The organism is Parasphingorhabdus sp., from assembly GCF_049667325.1.
In the GTDB taxonomy this organism is placed as follows: Bacteria; Pseudomonadota; Alphaproteobacteria; order Sphingomonadales; family Sphingomonadaceae; genus Parasphingorhabdus.
Map to the genome: position 1 here is coordinate 1 of NZ_JBATHY010000190.1, position 18,630 is coordinate 18,630.

The 18,630-nt window shown below is 53.5% G+C and carries 22 protein-coding genes; 5 read left to right on the forward strand and 17 right to left on the reverse strand.

From position 1 onward, the window contains the following. The 11 genes from WBM93_RS08625 to WBM93_RS08675 form a co-directional block, all read right to left on the reverse strand. Positions 1-675, reverse strand: a 675-nt coding sequence (locus tag WBM93_RS08625; protein WP_424430922.1) for a CBS domain-containing protein, incomplete at its 3' end; no start/stop codon positions are given. 12 nt (positions 676-687) lie between these two features. Beyond that, complete coding sequence (gene ybeY / locus WBM93_RS08630; protein ID WP_424430925.1) at positions 688-1,203, reverse strand: rRNA maturation RNase YbeY; 516 nt, start codon at positions 1,201-1,203, stop codon at positions 688-690. Continuing rightward, positions 1,190-2,221, reverse strand: a complete 1,032-nt coding sequence (locus tag WBM93_RS08635; RefSeq protein ID WP_424430928.1) for a PhoH family protein — start codon at positions 2,219-2,221, stop codon at positions 1,190-1,192. The genes ybeY and WBM93_RS08635 overlap by 14 nt, the downstream gene beginning before the upstream one ends. Next, positions 2,221-3,558: a tRNA (N6-isopentenyl adenosine(37)-C2)-methylthiotransferase MiaB gene (gene miaB, locus WBM93_RS08640; RefSeq protein ID WP_424430932.1), complete on the reverse strand. Its 1,338-nt coding sequence runs from the start codon at positions 3,556-3,558 to the stop codon at positions 2,221-2,223. Before miaB ends, WBM93_RS08635 begins: the two co-directional genes overlap by 1 nt. A gap of 9 nt (positions 3,559-3,567) precedes the next feature. Then, on the reverse strand, positions 3,568-4,392 hold the full coding sequence (locus WBM93_RS08645) for a lysophospholipid acyltransferase family protein (protein ID WP_424430935.1): 825 nt from the start codon (positions 4,390-4,392) through the stop codon (positions 3,568-3,570). A 1-nt stretch (position 4,393) separates the two neighbouring features. Continuing rightward, positions 4,394-4,816, reverse strand: coding sequence for a Fur family transcriptional regulator (locus WBM93_RS08650; RefSeq protein ID WP_424430938.1), 423 nt, complete (start codon positions 4,814-4,816; stop codon positions 4,394-4,396). Between the two features lie 113 nt (positions 4,817-4,929). Further along, positions 4,930-5,346 carry a MucR family transcriptional regulator gene (locus WBM93_RS08655; protein ID WP_424430941.1) on the reverse strand — a complete coding sequence of 139 codons (417 nt, stop codon included), beginning with the start codon at positions 5,344-5,346 and terminating at the stop codon, positions 4,930-4,932. Positions 5,347-5,462: 116 nt separating this feature from the next. Next, positions 5,463-5,966 (reverse strand): ribosomal protein S18-alanine N-acetyltransferase, encoded by a 504-nt coding sequence (rimI, locus tag WBM93_RS08660; protein WP_424430943.1) that lies wholly within the window; start codon positions 5,964-5,966, stop codon positions 5,463-5,465. A gap of 3 nt (positions 5,967-5,969) precedes the next feature. Next, complete coding sequence (gene tsaB / locus WBM93_RS08665; RefSeq protein WP_424430946.1) at positions 5,970-6,596, reverse strand: tRNA (adenosine(37)-N6)-threonylcarbamoyltransferase complex dimerization subunit type 1 TsaB; 627 nt, start codon at positions 6,594-6,596, stop codon at positions 5,970-5,972. A gap of 7 nt (positions 6,597-6,603) precedes the next feature. After that, the gene (locus tag WBM93_RS08670) at positions 6,604-7,197 is read right to left on the reverse strand and encodes a malonic semialdehyde reductase (protein ID WP_424430949.1); all 594 of its coding nucleotides are present in this window, start codon (positions 7,195-7,197) and stop codon (positions 6,604-6,606) included. Positions 7,198-7,226: 29 nt separating this feature from the next. Then, the gene (locus WBM93_RS08675; protein WP_424430951.1) at positions 7,227-7,799 is read right to left on the reverse strand and encodes a NifU family protein; all 573 of its coding nucleotides are present in this window, start codon (positions 7,797-7,799) and stop codon (positions 7,227-7,229) included. Between the two features lie 168 nt (positions 7,800-7,967). Here WBM93_RS08675 and WBM93_RS08680 point away from each other — a divergent pair, with 168 nt between their 5' ends. Further along, complete coding sequence (locus WBM93_RS08680; protein ID WP_424430982.1) at positions 7,968-10,841, forward strand: M16 family metallopeptidase; 2,874 nt, start codon at positions 7,968-7,970, stop codon at positions 10,839-10,841. Here WBM93_RS08680 and WBM93_RS08685 read toward each other — a convergent pair. The 5 genes from WBM93_RS08685 to WBM93_RS08705 all read right to left on the reverse strand — a co-directional run bounded on the left by WBM93_RS08685 (position 10,838) and on the right by WBM93_RS08705 (position 15,778). Next, positions 10,838-11,482 carry a peroxiredoxin family protein gene (locus WBM93_RS08685; protein ID WP_424430954.1) on the reverse strand — a complete coding sequence of 215 codons (645 nt, stop codon included), beginning with the start codon at positions 11,480-11,482 and terminating at the stop codon, positions 10,838-10,840. The two genes, WBM93_RS08680 and WBM93_RS08685, sit on opposite strands and share 4 nt — an antisense overlap. Before the next feature lie 120 nt (positions 11,483-11,602). Continuing rightward, positions 11,603-12,904 (reverse strand): ATP-dependent protease ATPase subunit HslU, encoded by a 1,302-nt coding sequence (gene hslU / locus WBM93_RS08690; RefSeq protein WP_424430956.1) that lies wholly within the window; start codon positions 12,902-12,904, stop codon positions 11,603-11,605. 44 nt (positions 12,905-12,948) lie between these two features. Next, positions 12,949-13,515 (reverse strand): ATP-dependent protease subunit HslV, encoded by a 567-nt coding sequence (gene hslV, locus WBM93_RS08695; RefSeq protein WP_424430959.1) that lies wholly within the window; start codon positions 13,513-13,515, stop codon positions 12,949-12,951. A 165-nt stretch (positions 13,516-13,680) separates the two neighbouring features. Beyond that, positions 13,681-13,920 carry a hypothetical protein gene (locus WBM93_RS08700; RefSeq protein ID WP_424430962.1) on the reverse strand — a complete coding sequence of 80 codons (240 nt, stop codon included), beginning with the start codon at positions 13,918-13,920 and terminating at the stop codon, positions 13,681-13,683. A 571-nt stretch (positions 13,921-14,491) separates the two neighbouring features. Then, positions 14,492-15,778, reverse strand: coding sequence for an MFS transporter (locus WBM93_RS08705; protein WP_424430965.1), 1,287 nt, complete (start codon positions 15,776-15,778; stop codon positions 14,492-14,494). Between the two features lie 163 nt (positions 15,779-15,941). Between WBM93_RS08705 and pgsA the strand changes: the two genes are divergently transcribed. Genes pgsA through WBM93_RS08720 form a run of 3 tightly spaced genes read left to right on the forward strand, consistent with a single transcriptional unit; the run spans position 15,942 to position 17,217 of the window. After that, on the forward strand, positions 15,942-16,514 hold the full coding sequence (pgsA, locus tag WBM93_RS08710; RefSeq protein ID WP_424430967.1) for a CDP-diacylglycerol--glycerol-3-phosphate 3-phosphatidyltransferase: 573 nt from the start codon (positions 15,942-15,944) through the stop codon (positions 16,512-16,514). Further along, the gene (gene moaD / locus WBM93_RS08715; protein ID WP_424430970.1) at positions 16,514-16,777 is read left to right on the forward strand and encodes a molybdopterin converting factor subunit 1; all 264 of its coding nucleotides are present in this window, start codon (positions 16,514-16,516) and stop codon (positions 16,775-16,777) included. The genes pgsA and moaD overlap by 1 nt, the downstream gene beginning before the upstream one ends. Next, positions 16,774-17,217, forward strand: coding sequence for a molybdenum cofactor biosynthesis protein MoaE (locus tag WBM93_RS08720; RefSeq protein WP_424430973.1), 444 nt, complete (start codon positions 16,774-16,776; stop codon positions 17,215-17,217). Before moaD ends, WBM93_RS08720 begins: the two co-directional genes overlap by 4 nt. A 9-nt stretch (positions 17,218-17,226) precedes the next feature. Here WBM93_RS08720 and WBM93_RS08725 read toward each other — a convergent pair whose 3' ends face one another. Further along, a complete protein-coding gene (locus WBM93_RS08725) occupies positions 17,227-18,150 on the reverse strand; it encodes a hydrogen peroxide-inducible genes activator (RefSeq protein WP_424430976.1) in 924 nt (307 codons plus the stop codon). Positions 18,151-18,305: 155 nt separating this feature from the next. Here WBM93_RS08725 and WBM93_RS08730 point away from each other — a divergent pair. Continuing rightward, on the forward strand, positions 18,306-18,630 hold a 325-nt coding region (locus WBM93_RS08730; protein ID WP_424430979.1), incomplete at its 3' end, for a serine O-acetyltransferase.

The window sequence follows — 18,630 nt, forward strand, 5'->3', positions numbered from 1 at the left end:
CAGCATAGGCACCGGCTCGTCGTCATGCTCGTCTTCAATCTCGCCGGTAATTTCCTCGACAATATCTTCAATCGTGACAAGACCTTCGGTGCCATTATACTCATCGAAAATAATTGCGAGATGGGTGCGAGTTGCCCGCATTTCGGCCAGTAAATCGAGCACGCCCATGGATTCCGGAACAAAGCGGGGTTGCCGGAGAAATGGCGTGATATCGTCGGGATACTTGCCGCCCTTGGCGACAATCGCGAAAATATCCTTGATGTGGATCATGCCGATAATATTATCGAGATTCTCGCGATAAACCGGAATTCTGCTGTGTCCGTGCTCGGAAAAAATATCGACAAAGTCGCTGAACGGGGAGCTTTCCTCGATGGCGATCATATCGGCGCGCGGTACGGCGATATCGTCGACCCGATTATCGCTGAAATGCAACATGTTGCGCAACATTTCAAGTTCTAGCGATGATACGTCCTGACGTCCATTGGGATCGGCTTCGGCATCGTTTTCATGGTCATCGATAACTTCTTCGATCTGCGCGCGCAGGCTGTTGTCGTCGGTGTTGCCGAATAGCAGAGCCTTCAGGCTCCGCCATATTCGCCCGGGCTCGTCATCTTCCTTGGTTTGGCCGCTGCCGCGAGCCACGCCGGTGCCACTTTCCTTTTCCACGTCATTCATATTATTTCTTGATTACCTGTTTTTTGCTTGTTCTGCGTAAGGATTGGCGATGGCCAGAGTTGCCAATGCATTGATTTCACAATTTTCCATCAGCCCGGCATCTGTCTCGTTCTCGTGATCATATCCTAGCAAATGCAACGACCCGTGCACAATCAAATGTGAAACATGGTTGGAGAGGGAAATGTTCTTTGCGGCCGCTTCATCGCGACACGTCTCGTATGCGAGGATGATATCCCCGAGCAAGGCCTCTCCGTCGTCCGTATTGGCCAGCGTTTCGAGGAGGTCAGGCTGGATCTGGGGAAAGGACAGGACGTTGGTTGGCTTGTCCTTGCCGCGATAGGAATTGTTGAGCGAGTGGACTTCGGCATTATCGGAAAGTTTCACGCTGATCTCTATCGCGAAACTCCGGGACATAATATCGGCATGGGAAGATGCAGCAATAGCGGCCTTTGTCGCCCGTGCTGCCAAATCCGTCCACTCCAGTTCATTTCCCCATTCGGGAGCCGCGGTCAGTTCAGTCTGCAGCATCTTTGCCTTCATAGGCTTCGACAATTTTCCCGACCAGCGGGTGGCGGACAACATCGCTGGCACCAAATTCGACCACACTGACCCTTTCGATATCCTTTAACTTGGATACCGCATCGGCAAGACCGGACACCGCCTCTTTGGGCAGATCCACCTGCTTGGGGTCGCCGCAAATTACCATCCGGCTGTTCATGCCAAAGCGTGTCAGAAACATTTTCATCTGTGCCGCGGTGGTGTTCTGGGCTTCGTCAAGAATGACGAACGCATCGGCAAGGGTTCTACCACGCATGAACGCGATCGGAGCGATTTCAATTTCGCCGCTCTCGATCCGCCTTTCGACCTGCTCGGCGGGAAGTGTGTCGTATAGCGCATCATAAAGCGGACGCAGAAAAGGATCGACCTTTTCCTTCAGGTCTCCCGGAAGAAACCCGATTTTTTCGCCTGCCTCAACGGCGGGGCGTGAAAGAATGAGCCGATCAACGGAGCCGCTGACCAGCTGCGAGACCGCCTGTGCCACCGCCAGATAGGTTTTGCCCGTCCCCGCAGGACCGAGGGCAAAAATCATGTCATCGCGAGCCAGGGCCTCCATATAATGAGCCTGCCGGACGGAACGCGGAAAAATGGTCTTCTTGCGTGTTCGGATCATCACCTTCGGCGCTTCGGCGATATCGTCTTTTCGGGCCTTGTCGCTAGCACCAGATTGTCTCGCAACCTTCGCCACGCGCGGATCGGCAGCCATGGCGATTATCGCTTCAACCGCTCCGGCGTCGATCTCCTGTCCCTGTTCCAGGCGGTTGTAGATTCCGGTGAGGACCGTGCGCGCTTGGGAGACGGCTTCTTCCTCGCCTTCGATTTTCAATTTTGTTCCGCGCGCCGCGATATAGACACCAAGGCGGTTTTCGATCGCCACGATATTCCGATCATATTCACCAAATAAATCGCCCAAAATTTGCGGATCTTCAAATTCCAGATCCAGGCTGGTGAGCTTCGCGGCGGCTCCGGCCTTTGCTTTTTGAACCATCAGGCGGCCATTCTTTCTCTGATTTCTCCAGTGAGGCTGTTGGGGCCTGCACGGGTAATCTCTACCGCTACCAAATCACCAATTCTCAGATCGGGCGAAATAATATGCAGCGATTGCAGCCAAGGCGTTTTGCCGATTAACTGGCCGTCCAGCTTGCCTTGCCGCTCGAGCAGAATGTCGGTCTTGCGGCCCACGGTTTGCTGATTAAACGCATATTGCTGCTCGTTCAGCAATGCCTGCAATCTCTGCAACCGTTCGTCCATCACTTCCGGTGCGATCTGGTCGTCCATCCCGGCAGCGGGGGTCCCCGGCCGGGGGGAGTATTTGAAAGAGAAGGCTTGAGAATAATTGGCGTCGCGGACGATCTGAAGGGTTTCTTCGAAATCCTGGTCGGTTTCACCCGGGAAGCCGACAATGAAGTCGCCCGAAAGCGCGATATCGGGTCGTACTGCGCGCATCCGTTCGAGAATTTCGAGATAGCTTTGCACACTATGCGATCGGTTCATCGCCTTGAGGATGCGGTCGCTACCCGACTGGACGGGCAAATGGAGAAAGGGCATGAGCTTGGCTACATCGCCATGCGCAGCAATCAGCCCTTTGGTCATGTCGTTGGGATGGCTAGTCATATAGCGAATGCGTTTCAGGCCGGAAATCTTGTCCAGCGCCCGGATCAGACCGTCGAGGCCCTGCATTTGGCCCTTTTCATTCTCGCCGGTCCATGCATTGACATTCTGGCCGAGCAAGGTGATTTCGCGCGCACCTCCATCGACGAGAGCTTTGGCTTCATCAACAAGATCGCTCCAAGGCCGGGATATTTCGGCACCGCGGGTATAGGGGACGACACAATAAGTACAAAATTTGTCGCAACCTTCCTGGACCGTCAGGAATGCGGTCGGCCGCGCCTGTTTCCCGCGAGATGGCAGAACATCGAATTTTGATATGGCGGGCATATCGGTATCGAGCGCCTTCTTTCCCGATTTTGCGGTCTCCATGAGTTCCGGCAGCCTGTGATAGGCCTGCGGTCCAACAACAATATCAACGCTTGGTGCGCGGCGGGAAATTTCTTTCCCCTCCGCCTGGGCAACGCAACCGGCAACGGCAATCATCGGGCTGGTCCCGTCTTTCCTGCGCAGCCGACCAATGTCGGAATAGACTTTGTCGACAGCCTTTTCCCTAATGTGGCAGGTGTTCAGCACCACCAGGTCGGCTTCTTCGCCACTTTTCGCGGCGCTCATGCCCTGATCGACGAGCATTTCAGACATGCGCTCGCCGTCGTAGACGTTCATTTGGCAACCAAACGATTTGATGTGGAATTTTTTGAGATCGGCTTGAGTCATAGCGGCTGCCTATACAATGGGTTTCCCGCCCAGGGAAGCCGAAAGCGGTTCGGCGATACGGCGCCGGGCCTCCGCCGCAATTTCTTTCCGGCACGAATAATGATCCGGATCGAAGGGTTCCAGAAAATGAACTTCAACCAGAAAGCTGCTGCGCCGCGTCAGCATCCTCCAGGCGTTCGCCGGGGCGCTTTCATCGCCCGTCCAGCCGATCTCGAAGGCATTCTCACCATAGTTCAGAAATATCGGCTGCACCAATATGCCCGGTGGCGGTGTTTCCAGCACTTTTAGCAAAGGCGCTTTGAACGGGAGGAGCGTAGAACCGTCACCGGTCGTACCCTCGGGGAAAATCGTTATTGCCCAGGTTTCTGCCAATGCATCGCGCAACTGGTTGATTTGCTGTGCAATTCCCATTCGGTCTGATCGCGCAACAAAGACGGTGTCATTGAGCCGACAAAGCCAGCCGACAATCGGCCAGTTCCCGATTTCCTCCTTTGAAACAAATGCAGTGCCGCTATGACCGCCGAGGATTGCGATATCCACCCATGACAAATGGTTGGAAATGAAAAAGACGTCCCGCCTGATCGGGGTCCCGATGATATTGACCCGTGCACCGCACGCGAAAGCCGCGATCTTGAGAAATGTCCGTGGCCAGGGGTTGGATAGGCCCAGAAACCGCCAAATATAGTAAAATGGGATGCAGATGAACAATGCGGTGAACAATAGGGCTATGCGAAACGCAAATCTCAAATAGCCCAGTGGGGAAGCCCCATCCCACAGGTGATATGCCATCGGTTGGGTGTCGAACGCGCTCGCTTCAGGGTTGGGGTCAGGCACTTCAGCTTTTTCTGGCGAGAGATACGCCATAGAGCTCCATGCGATGATCAACCAGTCGGTAGCCCAGCTTTTCGGCAATCTGCTTTTGCAGCGCTTCAAGTTCCGGATCGACAAATTCGATTACTTTGCCGGTTTCTACGTCAATCAGATGATCATGATGTGCTTCGGGAACGGCTTCATAGCGGGCGCGACCATCGCCAAAATCATGACGGTCCAATATTCCGGCTTCTTCGAAAAGGCGAACGGTCCGGTAGACGGTCGCGATCGAGATACGAGAGTCTACGGCAGAAGCCCGTTCATGCAGGGTTTCCACATCGGGATGATCCTCGGCATCGGATATGACGCGCGCAATCACTCGACGCTGGTCGGTAATCCGCAGTCCTTTTTCCGCACATAATGCTTCAAGATCGATTTTTTGAGGCATGGGCCCTATCCGTTACTATCGGGAAGACTCTATGCGGGGAGCAGCATATTGCAAAGGGAAAATTACGGCGGCGCCGCCGCAATTTTCCAAATTCGATGCAATCGGGTTGCGATTTATTTCTTTGGTCCCTTTTTCTTGCCGAGGCCGATTGCCTTGGCAAGCTGGCGGCGCTTTTCCGCATAATTCGGAGCTACCATCGGATAGTCGTTGGGCAGGCCCCATTTTGCACGGTAATCTTCGGGTGTCATGCCATAGTGAGTCATCAGGTGACGTTTCAGCATCTTGAGTTTCTTGCCATCTTCCAGGCAGACAACATAATCTGGCTTGATCGATGACTTGATCGGAACGGCAGGATCAGGACGCGCCTGTTCGGCGGCTTGACCAGAAAGACCTGCAAGGGCTCCGTGAACACTAGTAATGATAAGCGGCAAATCCGATACCGCAACGCTGTTGTTGCTCACATGCGCGGCAACGATGTCTGAAGTGAATGTAATAAGCATCTCGTTCAGCGCGATTTCTTCTTCTGTCATAATATTATACCTTTGTGCGACCATTATTTTTATTATTTTGCATTTACTGCGCACTGATATTTACACGATCGAACGCTCTCCGCAATAGTCTACCTGATGAAAGCCGGGCCGCCTGCTTAGTCGGTAAATATGGCCTTGTAAGTAATGGCGTCGAATTTTTCCTTGTTCGGACCAGTATAATAGGATTTGCGTAAGCCGATCTCGTGGAATCCGAATTTGGCGTAAAGTTTTGCAGCAGGATTGTCGGCCCTCATTTCCAAAAAAACCGCGGAGACATGATCCGCTCGGGCAGCAAGCAACATATGTTCGAGCAACTGATGCCCGACGCCCTGATTTTGATAGTCGGGAGAAACCGCAATCATGAGCAGCTCTTCTTCATCGGCCGCCTGACGGCTGATCACAAAACCGCAAACTAGGTCCGCCCTTTGCGCAATCAACAGCTTGGCACTGGGCATGGAGATCATCGAGCGGCATTGATGATAGTTCCATCCTTCGCCATAGGCCTTGGGAAAGGCGCGATCCATGACTCGCATGATGTCATTCAAATTTCCCAGATCACCTGATTGGATATCGATCTGGGCTGGATCATGGCCTTTCCATGCCCCATGGCGACTGGCCATCGCTTAGACGACTTTCGCTGGCTGGGCGTCTGGCTTACGTCCATAGACCGGTTGGGGTGGCATCTGTTTCATCTCGCTCGCCACTAAAGAGATGTGGGAGGCATTTGGCAATATCGTATAGTGTTCTTCTGCTCCGACCAGCGCGGCAAGTTCGGCAGCGGCTGAGCCGGCAATGACGTCCGCATTGACCAGCGTCGCCGCCTCATCCGGTGTGACAGACACGAACGGTGCCAACGGTTTTCCGGCGACAGAAAAATTTTGTAGAAAATATTCGCCGTGACCGGCAAGCATCGCGACGCAGACCGGGCGGGGTATTTTCAACTGGTTCCGGACTTGAGCTTCGACCAAAGCGAGGCAGGAATAGCCTTGGATTTCTGCGTTCCAAGCCAATGCCAGGGCTTTTGCGGCGGAAATACCGATGCGAACGCCCGTGAAGCTGCCCGGACCGCAATTGACCAATATTCGGTCAGCTTTGCCCCGATCAGGTAGCTGCGCGATCGCCGGAATAAGTTTTTCCGCATGGCCTCGCCCGATTTCCGCATAGTCCGAGGCGATCAAAGCACCTTCTTCAAACAGCGCGACGGAACATGCCACCGTGACCGTATCGATAGCGAGGAGCCTCTCGCCCATCAACGCGTCATATCAAGCTGTTGAATTGGTCGAATTCGGGTCGCGGGCTGCGATCAAAAATTGTCGCTGCGTCGCCATAGCCCAGTGTCGAGATAAAATTGGATTTGACCTTGGGCCGATCGGCAAAAAACTCTTTGTCGACGGCATCATTGTCGAAACCGGACATCGGACCGGTGTCGAGACCGAGCGCGCGGGCCGCGAGAATGAAATAACCGCCCTGCAGCGAGCTGTTGCGCATGGCATGCACTTTGCGTGCCTCTGCATCCCCTGCGAACCAGCTTTTTGCATCGGCATGCGGGAAAAGTTCCGGCAGATGCTCGTGAAAATCCTCGTCCATACCGATAATGACGGCCGCAGGTGCTTTGCGGATCTTGTCCTGATTGCCTTCCGACGACAGGTCAGCCAGCCTGTCTTTCGCCTGCTGGCTGTGGCACCATACAAGACGGGCCGGCAGCATGTTCGCGCTGGTCGGACCCATCTTCATCAGATTCCAGATCGCGTGCAGTTGGTCGACGGATACCGGCTTGTCATGATATCCGTTAAATGTGCGTGCTTTTAAAAACAATTGATCCAGCGCCGCTTGATCCAGTGGGGAGTTCATTGATTTGCCTCTGTAATAAAAAATGAAACTTATGCGGCTTGGACTTCGATGACTTCGGGAACATAATGTTTCAACAAAGACTCGATCCCTTGTTTCAGGGTCGCCGACGACGACGGGCAGCCTGCACAGGCACCCTGCATTTTCAGGAATACCGTGCCTTTGTTAAAGCCGCGATACACGATATCGCCGCCGTCATTGGCTACCGCCGGACGGACACGGGTTTCGATCAGTTCTTTGATTTGCGCCACAATATCCGCATCTTCCGGATCATCGTGCACTTCTTCTTCGGGTGGAACAACAATTTCGCCAGCACTGCCCGGCTTGAAAAGCGGCAGTCCGGCTGAAAAATGGTCGAGTAAAATGCTGAGTATCTGGGGCTTTTGATCACTCCAGTTTGCGCCCGGACCGCATGTTACCGAGACGAATTCGGAGCCAAAGAAAACCCCGGTAACGTCGCCGAGCGTGAACAGGGCTTCCGCCAGTGGTGATGTTTCTGCGTCTTCCGGTGATGCAAAGTCGCGGGTCCCATCAGTCATGACCGTCTGTCCGACAAGAAATTTGAGGGTTGAGGGGTTCGGTGTTTTTTCTGTTTCAATAAGCATATCTGTTATCTGGCGATTTATGGGGGCGCTATCAAGGGCTAAACACTCTCCAGCCATGGCAATCGGCAAGAATGTCGGGAATATTCACTGGCCAGTCAGAATGGGCCTGCTTATATCCGCTACATGAACTCGAAATCCTTCCGTCTGATCCCATGTTTGTCCTTTTTCATGCTGGCCTTTTCCGTAATGGCGATGCCCGGCCCGGCGTCTGCGCAGCAAGCCGAAAACGACGACTCTCTGCCATGGCTCTACAAGAACAGTGATGTTCCGGTCGACAAGAGCTGGATCTTTGGCGAACTGGACAATGGATTGCGCTACGCGGTCAAACGCAATGGCGTGCCACCCGGACAGGTGTCGATCCGCTTGCGGATGGATGTCGGTTCGCTGATGGAGACCGACAAGGAACAGGGCTTTGCCCATTTTATCGAGCATCTCACCTTTCGCGGTTCGACATATGTCCCCGATGGCGAAGCCAAACGCGTGTGGCAGCGATTGGGCGCGACATTCGGAAGCGACAGCAATGCCGAAACTTCGCCGACGCAAACCGTTTACAAGCTCGACCTGCCCAATGCCAGCCGGACCAGTCTCGACGAAAGCCTGAAAATATTATCGGGGATGGCGAGTTCGCCGGGCTTGAGCATAACCGCGGTTAACGCAGAGCGCCCGGTGGTGCTGGCCGAGTTGCGCGAACGGGCCGGGCCTCAATCCAAGGTACAAAATGCGACACGTGAGCTATTTTTTGCCGGGCAGCGACTGGCCAGCCGGGCACCGATCGGGACGCCGGAGACGTTGAGCGCCGCAACCCCGCAAATGCTGCAACTATTCCATCAACGCTGGTATCGTCCGGAGCATGGAGTGATCGTAATCGCCGGAGACGGAGAACCGGAACTGTTCGAGGAATTGTTGAAGAAGCACTTCTCGGGATGGCGCGGCAAGGGCAAGGCGGGCAGCATTCCCGACTTTGGACAACCGCAGGATACGGCAGATATAAGCCAGATTGTTGTCGAGCCAACCGTACCGCGCTTCATTTCGATGATCATTGCCCGACCGTGGCAGCAGGTCGAGGATACGATCGTCTATAACCAGCAGATACTGATCGATCTTTTGGCATTGCAGATGATCAATCGCCGTCTGGAAGCACGGGCGAGAGCCGGGGGCAGCTATCTGCAGGCCAGTGTGGGGCAGGATGATGTCAGCCGTTCTGTCGACGGAACATTCATCAGTATCATTCCACTCGGTGACGATTGGGAAGCCGCGCTGTCGGACGTCCGCGGGGTTATCGCCGATGCCACAACGGTCGCTCCTTCCGAACCCGATATTGCCAGGGAAATTGCCGAATTCGACGCCGCGCTTGCGATCGGTGTCGAAAGCTACCCGAGCGAAGCGGCGCGAAAACAGGCCGACGATATCGTCAATGCAGTGGATATTCGCGAGACCGTCGCAACCCCTCAGGTAGCGCTCGATGTTTTTCGGGCGATGCGCGATTTGTACACGCCGCAAAGGCTACTAGATGCAACGCGGAAATTGTTTACGGGGGTTACTACACGGGCATTGCTGACATCGCCCGATACGATCGAAGCCGGCAACGAAAAGCTCGCCGAAGCGTTGCGAAGCACCGTTGATGCAGCGAGCGGTGTTCGTGTCGCTCAATCCGACATCGGTTTCGAATCGCTGAAAAAAATAGGGAAAAAGGGTGCTGTCAAATCGACCCGAAAGATAGATCAGTTTGAAATCGAACAGCTGGAGCTGGCCAATGGCGTCAGGGTTCTGTTGTTCCCGAACAAAGCAGAACGCAACAAGATCATGGTGAATGCCCGTTTCGGAAAAGGTTATAGCGGGTTATCGCCTCATCAGGAGTCGCTTGCATGGTCCGGCGCAATGGCACTTATGGCCAGCGGCGTGGACGATTTGGGCCAGGAAGACCTCGACAAGATTACCACCGGTCGCCGTATTGGACTGGGTTTCGATATCGACAATGATGCGTTCGAAATCACTGCCGATACCAGGCCTTCCGATCTCGAAGACCAGCTGCATCTGATCGCGGCAAAATTGGCCTTTCCGCGTTGGGACGCCGCTCCCGTTATCCGCAGCAAAGCTGCGTCACTGATGAGTTACGACAGTTTCTCGTCGTCCCCCCAGGCGGTTCTGGATCGGGATCTGGAATGGCTGGTGCGGGGCAAGGATCCACGCTGGAAGACGCCGGATAAAGAGGATTTCGATCAGTTGACCACCACCAATTTCCGAGAATTCTGGAAGCCGATACTCGCCAGCGGGCCAATCGAACTCATGCTGTTTGGGGACTTTGACAGGGATCTGGCAGTAGAGTCCATATTGAAGACATTCGGCGCATTGAAAAAACGCAAGCCGCGTTCTGTTCTTCCTGATGCAACTTCTCCACATTTTCCGGCACCTCGGGCTGGGCCGGAAATTCTGGTCCACAAAGGGGACATGGATCGTGCCGCTGCGATGGTTGCCTGGCCAACCGGTGGCGGACTTGAAGATGTCCGTGAAAGTCGAAAACTGGAAGTGCTGGTGTCCATTTTCAACGATCGTTTATTCGAAATTCTCCGTTCTCAGCAGGGAGCAAGCTACAGTCCTCAGGTGATCAATAGCTGGCCGGTCGAGTTCGACACGGGCGGCTATATCGGCGCGCAGAGTCAGTTGACGCCGGACAATATCGACCGGTTCTACAATGTCGTCGAATTGATCGCCAAGGATTTGCGGGAAAAACCGGTTAGTGCAGACGAACTTCAGCGTGTGGTTGAACCATTGCGTCAGCTTATCGCCAGGGCCAGCAGTGGCAACAGCTTCTGGATGAGCCAGATGGAGGGAGCGAGTTTTAATCCGCAGAAATTTGTAGCCCTGCGAACTCTGCTCAGTGACTATACTGTTATAACACCCGAGGAAGTGCAGGCTCTGGCTGTAAAATATCTCGATGATAGCAGGAAGTGGAAGCTGGTGGTTCTGCCGGAAGCCAACCAGATTGCTGTCAACGACAACGAACCGGTAGGATCACCAAAAGACGCCGCGATCAGTAACTAGATTGAGTCAACCAGCGCTAAAATCTGCTCGTTGGTAGGACGTTTTTTATAATCACCTGATACGGATTTCGCGATAATCCTGCCGTTTTTGGCAATCACGAAGACCGAAGCATAAGGGACGCCAACGGCGCGCCCTTCGGTATATTGCGGATCCCTTAATCCAAAGCCATCGATCGCAGCGGATGGCTGGTCAGACAACATGTCATATTGCAACATCTGGTTCTTCGAGAACCGGTCCTGATGGCCGGGGCTGTCATAGCTGAGTCCATAGAGGTTAAAGCCGCGGTCCTTCAGATCGTCAACGATCGCGTTGATCGATTTTAACTGCGTCTGGCAATAAGGACACCATTCCACCGAGCGCGTAAAGACAATGAGGGCAGGGCCGTTTTCCAATATTGCCCCGAGAGATGTCTCTCCCTCGTCGGTCAGCAGACTGGTGGTCAGCGGAACCTGGTCTCCAACCGCCAGTCCGGCGTCAATACTCTCCGCTTCGGTGATTGGTGCGATGACTACCTCCGGCCTTGATTGTGCCTGCCCGGTGACTTTGGAGGCCGCGTCTGGAGATGGTTCAGAGCAAGCCGACAATCCAGCGAGAGCAACGGACGACAACAACAAGGCGGTGCTGTTCATGAAATATTCCATCTCTTTATCCCTGCTACCTTTCGCGATTCACTACAATTCGGATACAGCGGCCAATGCAAATCCGAGAACCAACGGCTTCAACGGTATCAGATTGCGCTCACTGCGTTTTTGACAATATCATCATAATATATATTTGGACAGGTCGGTATCTTTGGCAACATCGGAAAGCTGCTTGTCGACATAGGCTGCATCGATGGTGATTTCTTCGCCGGCGCGGTCTTCTGCGGTAAAGCTGATTTCTTCGAGCAGCTTTTCCATGACCGTCTGGAGCCGGCGAGCGCCTATATTTTCAACTGTTTCGTTCACATTTGCCGCAATCTGCGCAAGCTTCTTGATCGCATCTTCTGTGATAGCGATCGTGACATCCTCGGTGCCGAGCAGAGCGATATATTGCTCGGTCAAATTGGCTTTGGTTTCCGTGAGAATTCTTACGAAATCCTCTTCGGTCAGTGCTCGTAACTCGACCCGGATCGGTAAACGTCCCTGCAATTCGGGAAGCATGTCGCTCGGCTTGGAAATCGAAAAAGCGCCCGATGCGATGAACAGGATATGATCGGTTTTCATCGGACCATATTTGGTCGCAACCGTCGTTCCTTCGATAAGCGGAAGAAGGTCTCGCTGGACACCCTCCCGGCTGACCGATCCGCCGCGCACATCGCTCACCGCGATCTTGTCGATTTCATCTAGAAAAACAATACCGTTGGACTCTGCATCGGTGATCGCCGACCGTGAAATATCATCATCATCGAGACGCTTGTCGGATTCTTCTTCGACCAGCTTGTCCCAGGCATCTGCGACGCGCATTTTCCGGCGTTTCAGGCGGCTTTGGTTGAATGCCTTGCCCATCATATCGGACAAGTTGATCATGCCAACCTGACCACCCATCCCTGGAATATCCATCGGCATATTGGGCGCGTCTTCGACTTCAATCTCGATCTCGGTATCGTTCATATGGTCGTCGACAACCCGTTGACGAAAACTTTCCCGGGTGGCTTCGCTGGCGCTTTCTCCGCACAAGACGTCGAGGAGCCGCTTCATGGCGGCATCCGCGGCGGCTTCGTGCACAGCCAGCCGCCTGCGCTCGCGTTCCAGCCGGACCGCCTCTTCGGCAAGGTCGCGGGCTATCTGTTCGACATCCCGGCCAACATAGCCGACTTCGGTGAACTTGGTGGCTTCCACCTTGATAAAGGGCGCATCTGCGAGCTTTGCAAGGCGGCGAGAAATTTCGGTTTTGCCGCAACCCGTGGGCCCGATCATCAGGATGTTCTTTGGAGTCACTTCTTCACGGAGTTCGGCGGGCAGCCTCTGCCTGCGCCAGCGGTTACGCAGAGCAACGGCTACGGCGCGTTTTGCGTCTTGCTGTCCGATAATATGTTCGTCCAGTGCTTTGACGATGGCTTTGGGGGTCAGGTTCGCCTGCATGCTTATTTTCTCTTCATTGCTGAGTAGGATGGTTCCGACAGGAACTAGGTGTCGCTTGAGAGCGTTTCAATCGTGACCTGATTGTTGGTATAGACACAGAGGTCCGCCGCAATCTCCATCGCTTTTCGGGCCAATTTTTCGGCGTTCTTTTCGTAGTCTTTCAAAGCACGCGCAGCCGAGAGAGCGAAATTTCCCCCGGAACCGATTGCGGCCATGCCCTCAACAGGTTCAAGCACGTCGCCATTGCCAGTGAGAATCAGGGTGATATCCTTGTCTGCCACGATCATCAGGGCTTCCAGGTTGCGGAGATATTTGTCGGTGCGCCAATCCTTCGCCAGTTCGACTGCCGCGCGCATCAACTGTCCATTATGACGTTCCAATTTCGCCTCAAGCCGCTCAAACAAGGTGAAAGCATCGGCGGTAGCGCCTGCAAAGCCGCCAATTACCGATCCGTCGTGCAATTGCCGCACTTTCCGGGCGTTGGGCTTCATCACCGTATCACCCATGGATACCTGACCGTCGCCCACGACGACAACCTTACCATTTTTTCGGACCGATAATATTGTCGTGCCATGCCATTGCTGCAGGCCATGTCGCTGATTTTCTGTCATGAAAAGAGATATGGGTAATCCGGCCCAAATGTGCAACCGGGGGCTTGGTGGCCCGGCAAATTGATATCGATCGATCACCGGAACTTCGGTTTCGGGTTTCTTGAACACTCAAAAAAAATGGCGACCAACTGGCCGCCATTTTCGAATTTCTATGCCTGAACTAGCTCAGGGGGAAGTTGGCGTATCTTCGCTGCCGTCGGCTGCGATGATGATGCCGGCAATCACTGCTGCTGCAGCGAGGATAGCAAGGATAATTCCCGAGCCGCCTTCGAGGTTGTTTTCGCTATCAACGGTTGCACTGGTACGTGCAACGGAAGAAACAGGCTGTACAGCCTGTGCCAAAACGGGTGCGCTTACAAGCGATGCGGCTGCTGCTGCAGCCATTCCAATTTTACCGAAACGCATAATTTGCTCCTTCAGGGTTTCGCATTTCACTCAATACGCGTTAGGCATTGGCATAACAGTCTACTGAAATCAACCATGTTGTTGTTCAAAATGGTAATTTCCGGATTCAGTTGCAAAGATCACACAGATTGACATGCGCCAGTTGAATGATCGGTTTGTGCAGGCTGAATCATGGTCGATGAATTTCGTCTCGACGCGTTTCCGAAATTCTCCGGATGTGCAGGGCTGTTCCAATTCAAGACGTTAACCAAAGGACCAAAGTTTGGGGTGGAAAATAAGGATAACAAACTGTTAACTGTTTGGCATGGACAGAGAGAAAATAGCGTCGCTGGTGTTGCGCAACGAAAACATAAGGCATCCTTTTCGTCAAAGTCTGCCGGTTGAAATCGAGCAAATCGCGAGAGAAGAGCATGGCCCGGAGGCAGTTGCGACTTCCAAGGGAAAATGGCTAGGAGAGGATGCCAGCTTGTTCTTGTTGAGCTTTCTGACTTTTTTTACGGCTTTCTATACATTCATCGCCTGATTTAACGCCGTCAAGCTCAACCCTCTCGAATTGCGCTAAAACGGCTGATCAGTCGCAAGCCCGATGAAGCTGCTGGCCAAGCCAAGCGGCCATCAGGCACATAGCCGCTACCAGAAGAAGTTGTTCGGTTGTCGAAACTCCCAGCATACTGAGCCCGATTGCGGTCAATGCACCCAAAACCATGCACCCGGAGTTGACCACATTATTGGCAGCGATCGTGCGGGCGGTTCGGCTGATGTCAACGGTTGTCGTCAGAAAGGCGTAGAGCGGTACAACAAACATACCGCCAAATATGGAGACACCGCCGAGTGTCGCCAACAGAGACCAAGCGCCATCATGAACGATGAAGGTCTTCAAAGTGTAGAGATCACCGTTCGGCAAACCCTCCCAGCTACTCGCTATAAAGTAGAGTATTACGACAAATACACCCATTAGGATTACACTCACCGGCGCAAAACGGGCTGAAACTTCGCTTTTCAACAATCGGTTGACCAGAACAGATCCAATGGCGATGCCGATCGAAAACACCCCCAAGAAGAGGCTGGCGACCTGCGGGGTAGCGGTCAGCACATTTTCTACCAGCGGCGGGAACTGAATGATCAGGACCGATCCGATCGTCCAGAAAAAGCTGATCGATATAATCGCAAGAAATAATTTGCGTACATGCAAGGTCGCCGAGATAAGATGAATGGAAGAGCGGACAAAGTTGAAGTCTATTTTCTCGACTTCTTTTTGCGCTGGTGCCGGTGGCATGAACTGGGCTGCAACGCGACCGATCAGCGCCACCAGAAAAACCATGATGATGGCAATTTCGACGCCGTTACCGTCTCGGTCTATGATGATGCCACCAAGGATCGTGCCTGCAAGAATTGCAATATAGGTTCCGGCCTCGACCAGCCCTGTGCCGCCAAGGACTTCATCTTTTTCCAGATGCTGCGGTAGCACCGCATATTTTATGGGGCCAAAAAAGGTGGATTGCAGACCAAGTAGGAACAGGGCGGTCAGCATAATGGGAATCGATTGGAGCCAAAGCCCGATACCGCCAATAACGGCGATGAATATCTCGAGCGTTTTTACGAATCGCGTGATCCTTGCCTTGTCGTAATTGTCTGCCAACTGGCCTGCCAGCGCGGAAAACAGAAAGAAGGGCAGGATGAAGAGACCGGAGGCGAGGGCGTTGAATGCAAAATCTTCTGATTCACTCTCGTAAATCCCATAGGTCACCAGGATGACCATCGAGAATTTGAAGAGATTGTCGTTGAAGGCCCCAAGCAACTGCGTCAGGAACAGCGGCAAAAACCTTCTTGTCCGCAGCAAATGCGCAGTATTTTGCATCAAGTAAAAATCTCTTTTCAAACGAAATATTGAAAGTTGCAACATCCTTAGCCCACTGAGCCCCGGCGTCAAACCGATTGACGGGTGCGAAGGTGTTGAATTCGCCCACCGGTTGATTGAAACGATTTTCATTTTGCGAAAATCTGTTTATGCGAAAGCCGCAATGCTGAATTTGCCAAACATATTAACACTCTCGCGGATTTTTGCGGTACCGATTCTGGTATTCCTGCTCTGGCCGAATTTTACGGCAGCGAGATCGCAACCGCTGCCGATCGACTATTTGCTGGCCTTCGGGCTATATTGCCTGATGGCGATTACAGATTATTTCGACGGCTATCTCGCCAGGTCGCAAGGCACGGTTTCCAAGCTCGGAATTTTTCTGGATCCAATCGCCGATAAAATCATGGTTGCCGCAGTGGTGCTAATGCTGGTGTTCACGAGGGACATCAGCGGATGGCACACCATTGCAGCCCTTGTCATATTGTTGCGGGAAATCACCGTGTCCGGCCTTCGGGAGTTCCTTGCCGGATTGCAGGTCAGTGTGCCCGTCTCTCAACTGGCCAAATGGAAAACCGGATTTCAAATGATTTCTCTTGGTGCCCTGATCATGGCCGGCGGATTGCCGCAATTTCCGATCGTTCAAACCGTCGGCTTGTGGACGCTCTGGGCCGCAGCGATTCTGACACTGGTAACCGGATGGGATTATCTTCGCGTCGGCTTGAAGCATATGGATTGATGAGCCGTTCGATCAATATCATATATTTCGCATGGGTGCGGGAACGGCTCGGCCTTGACGGTGAGCAGGTTTCCCTCCCGGAAACAGTCCGGACAATCAGCGATGTCTTGACCTTGCTCGCCGATCGGGGCGCTGCCTATGCAGAAGTGCTTTCCGACGTCGAGAAATTGCGTTTCGCTCTCGATCAGGATTACGGAACACCGGCATCTTTGGTCGGGACGGCGAAGGAACTGGCGATTTTCCCGCCGGTAACCGGGGGATGATAAAGATCGACGTGCGTCCTGCGGATTTTGACATTGCCTCCGAGACGCTTGAAGTCGCAGGGCAGGGAGGCGGTGCGATTGCCAGCTTTGTTGGACAGGTCCGCGATGACGGCAATCTGGAAACACTCGAACTGGAATATTATCCGGCAATGACCCGCAAGGCGCTTCAGGATATCGCGGAAACGGCGCAATCCCGTTGGACACTCCATGCGATCACGATCATCCATCGGGTTGGCAAGCTGTCGGTTGGTGATAATATCGTGCTTGTTGTGACCGGTTCCGATCACCGCAATTCAGCGATGAAAGCCTGTGCTTTCATCATGGACAGGTTGAAGACGGTCGCGCCGTTCTGGAAAAAAGAAACCCGTACCGACGGGGCCGCGAACTGGGTCGAAGCGCGCGATTCTGATGCCACGGCGTCGAAAGAATGGGAAAAATAGGCGAGCAGTCTATGAACCGGCTTTGGAAACCCAATTCTGGGCGCCCTTCATAATTTCCGCCAGCAGCTGAAACTCTGCGCGCCGGGGACTGTTCGTCCGCCAGACCAACGCAATGTCCCGCGTGGCGTTGTCCGATTTCAGTGGTCGGGCGACGATGTTCGTGTGATCCAAAATGCCGCTTTCGATTGCCATCTTGGGAAGCAGTGTCAGGCCCAGGCCATTGTCTACCATCTGGACCAGTGTGTGCAGTGAGGTTCCCATCATCCTGGCCGAAGCTCTGAGTTCCGGCCGGTTACACGCTGCCAGCGCATGATCCTTGAGACAATGCCCGTCCTCGAGCAGCAACAGCCGGGTTTCGTCGATCGTAGCGGGATCGACCTGTGATGGCGGATCACGCGGATCGTCTTTGGGGAAGGCCACGAAAATCTCGTCACTGAACAGGACGGCGGTTTCGACATCGCCGCACGGGAACGGCAACGCCAGCAAGACGCAATCGGCATGGCCATGATGGAGAGAATCACACGCGGCCTGGCTGGCTTCCTCTTTCAGATAAAGTTTGAGTTCCGGTCGTTCCTTGCGGAGTTGCGGCAGTAGCCGGGGCAACAGGAACGGTGCGATTGTGGGGATGACGCTCATGCGGATGTTACCGGCAAGCGGTTTGCCCGCGGAACGGGCCATTTCGGAAAGCTCTTCTGCCTCGCGCAGTATCCGGTAGGCCTTTTCCACCATCTGGTTGCCCAGTTCGGTAAAACGGACAACCCGGCGTGTTCGCTCGACCAGCACAATGTCGAGCAACGTTTCCAGTTCCTTTATTCCCGCCGACAAGGTCGACTGGGTAACAAAACAGGATTTCGCCGCTTTGCCGAAATGACCATGTTCTTTCAGCGCAACCAGATATTGCAGTTGCTTGAGCGTGGGGAGGTAGGTCGACATTATCGAGGCTTTCGATCAGTGTTTAATTATTGATCTAATATAATGATTGTAAATCATATGAAAAGCGTCATCCAAACTGGGTTTCAAAAAAAGACTGGAAATACTGACTTGTCGTGCCTATTTTGGAAATCTTCGCAACATCCGGAGAAAATATTATGTTTCGGGAACTGGGCGCTTATCTGGATTCCATCAAGGCTCGCGATCCGGCACCGCGATCGCGCTGGGAAGTGCTGCTATATCCGGGAGTGTTGGCCATCGGTCTGCATCGTCTGGCGCATTGGCTCTTCAGAGGCGAGCTCTATTTTTTTGCCCGTTTCGTCAACCATACCGCGCGATTTTTCACGGCGATCGATATTCATCCCGGCGCGAAAATCGGTAGGCACCTGTTCATCGATCACGGTTTTACCGTCATCGGGGAAACCGCCGAAATTGGCGACAATGTGACAATCTATCAATGTGTGACACTGGGCGGTACCAATC

Excerpts from the sequence above, each read along its gene's own strand:
- WBM93_RS08675 (WP_424430951.1), bottom strand. The coding sequence starts at position 7,799 with ATGCTTATTGAAACAGAAAAAACACCGAACCCCTCAACCCTCAAATTT.
- WBM93_RS08655 (WP_424430941.1), bottom strand. The coding sequence starts at position 5,346 with ATGACAGAAGAAGAAATCGCGCTGAACGAGATGCTTATTACATTCACT.
- moaD (WP_424430970.1), top strand. The coding sequence starts at position 16,514 with ATGAGCCGTTCGATCAATATCATATATTTCGCATGGGTGCGGGAACGG.
- WBM93_RS08705 (WP_424430965.1), bottom strand. The coding sequence starts at position 15,778 with ATGCAAAATACTGCGCATTTGCTGCGGACAAGAAGGTTTTTGCCGCTG.
- WBM93_RS08650 (WP_424430938.1), bottom strand. The coding sequence starts at position 4,816 with ATGCCTCAAAAAATCGATCTTGAAGCATTATGTGCGGAAAAAGGACTG.
- WBM93_RS08725 (WP_424430976.1), bottom strand. The coding sequence starts at position 18,150 with ATGTCGACCTACCTCCCCACGCTCAAGCAACTGCAATATCTGGTTGCG.
- WBM93_RS08720 (WP_424430973.1), top strand. The coding sequence starts at position 16,774 with ATGATAAAGATCGACGTGCGTCCTGCGGATTTTGACATTGCCTCCGAG.
- miaB (WP_424430932.1), bottom strand. The coding sequence starts at position 3,558 with ATGACTCAAGCCGATCTCAAAAAATTCCACATCAAATCGTTTGGTTGC.
- WBM93_RS08670 (WP_424430949.1), bottom strand. The coding sequence starts at position 7,197 with ATGAACTCCCCACTGGATCAAGCGGCGCTGGATCAATTGTTTTTAAAA.
- WBM93_RS08700 (WP_424430962.1), bottom strand. The coding sequence starts at position 13,920 with ATGCGTTTCGGTAAAATTGGAATGGCTGCAGCAGCAGCCGCATCGCTT.
- ybeY (WP_424430925.1), bottom strand. The coding sequence starts at position 1,203 with ATGCTGCAGACTGAACTGACCGCGGCTCCCGAATGGGGAAATGAACTG.
- hslV (WP_424430959.1), bottom strand. The coding sequence starts at position 13,515 with ATGACAGAAAATCAGCGACATGGCCTGCAGCAATGGCATGGCACGACA.
- WBM93_RS08680 (WP_424430982.1), top strand. The coding sequence starts at position 7,968 with ATGCTGGCCTTTTCCGTAATGGCGATGCCCGGCCCGGCGTCTGCGCAG.
- WBM93_RS08635 (WP_424430928.1), bottom strand. The coding sequence starts at position 2,221 with ATGGTTCAAAAAGCAAAGGCCGGAGCCGCCGCGAAGCTCACCAGCCTG.
- hslU (WP_424430956.1), bottom strand. The coding sequence starts at position 12,904 with ATGCAGGCGAACCTGACCCCCAAAGCCATCGTCAAAGCACTGGACGAA.
- rimI (WP_424430943.1), bottom strand. The coding sequence starts at position 5,966 with ATGGCCAGTCGCCATGGGGCATGGAAAGGCCATGATCCAGCCCAGATC.
- tsaB (WP_424430946.1), bottom strand. The coding sequence starts at position 6,596 with ATGGGCGAGAGGCTCCTCGCTATCGATACGGTCACGGTGGCATGTTCC.
- WBM93_RS08685 (WP_424430954.1), bottom strand. The coding sequence starts at position 11,482 with ATGGAATATTTCATGAACAGCACCGCCTTGTTGTTGTCGTCCGTTGCT.
- pgsA (WP_424430967.1), top strand. The coding sequence starts at position 15,942 with ATGCTGAATTTGCCAAACATATTAACACTCTCGCGGATTTTTGCGGTA.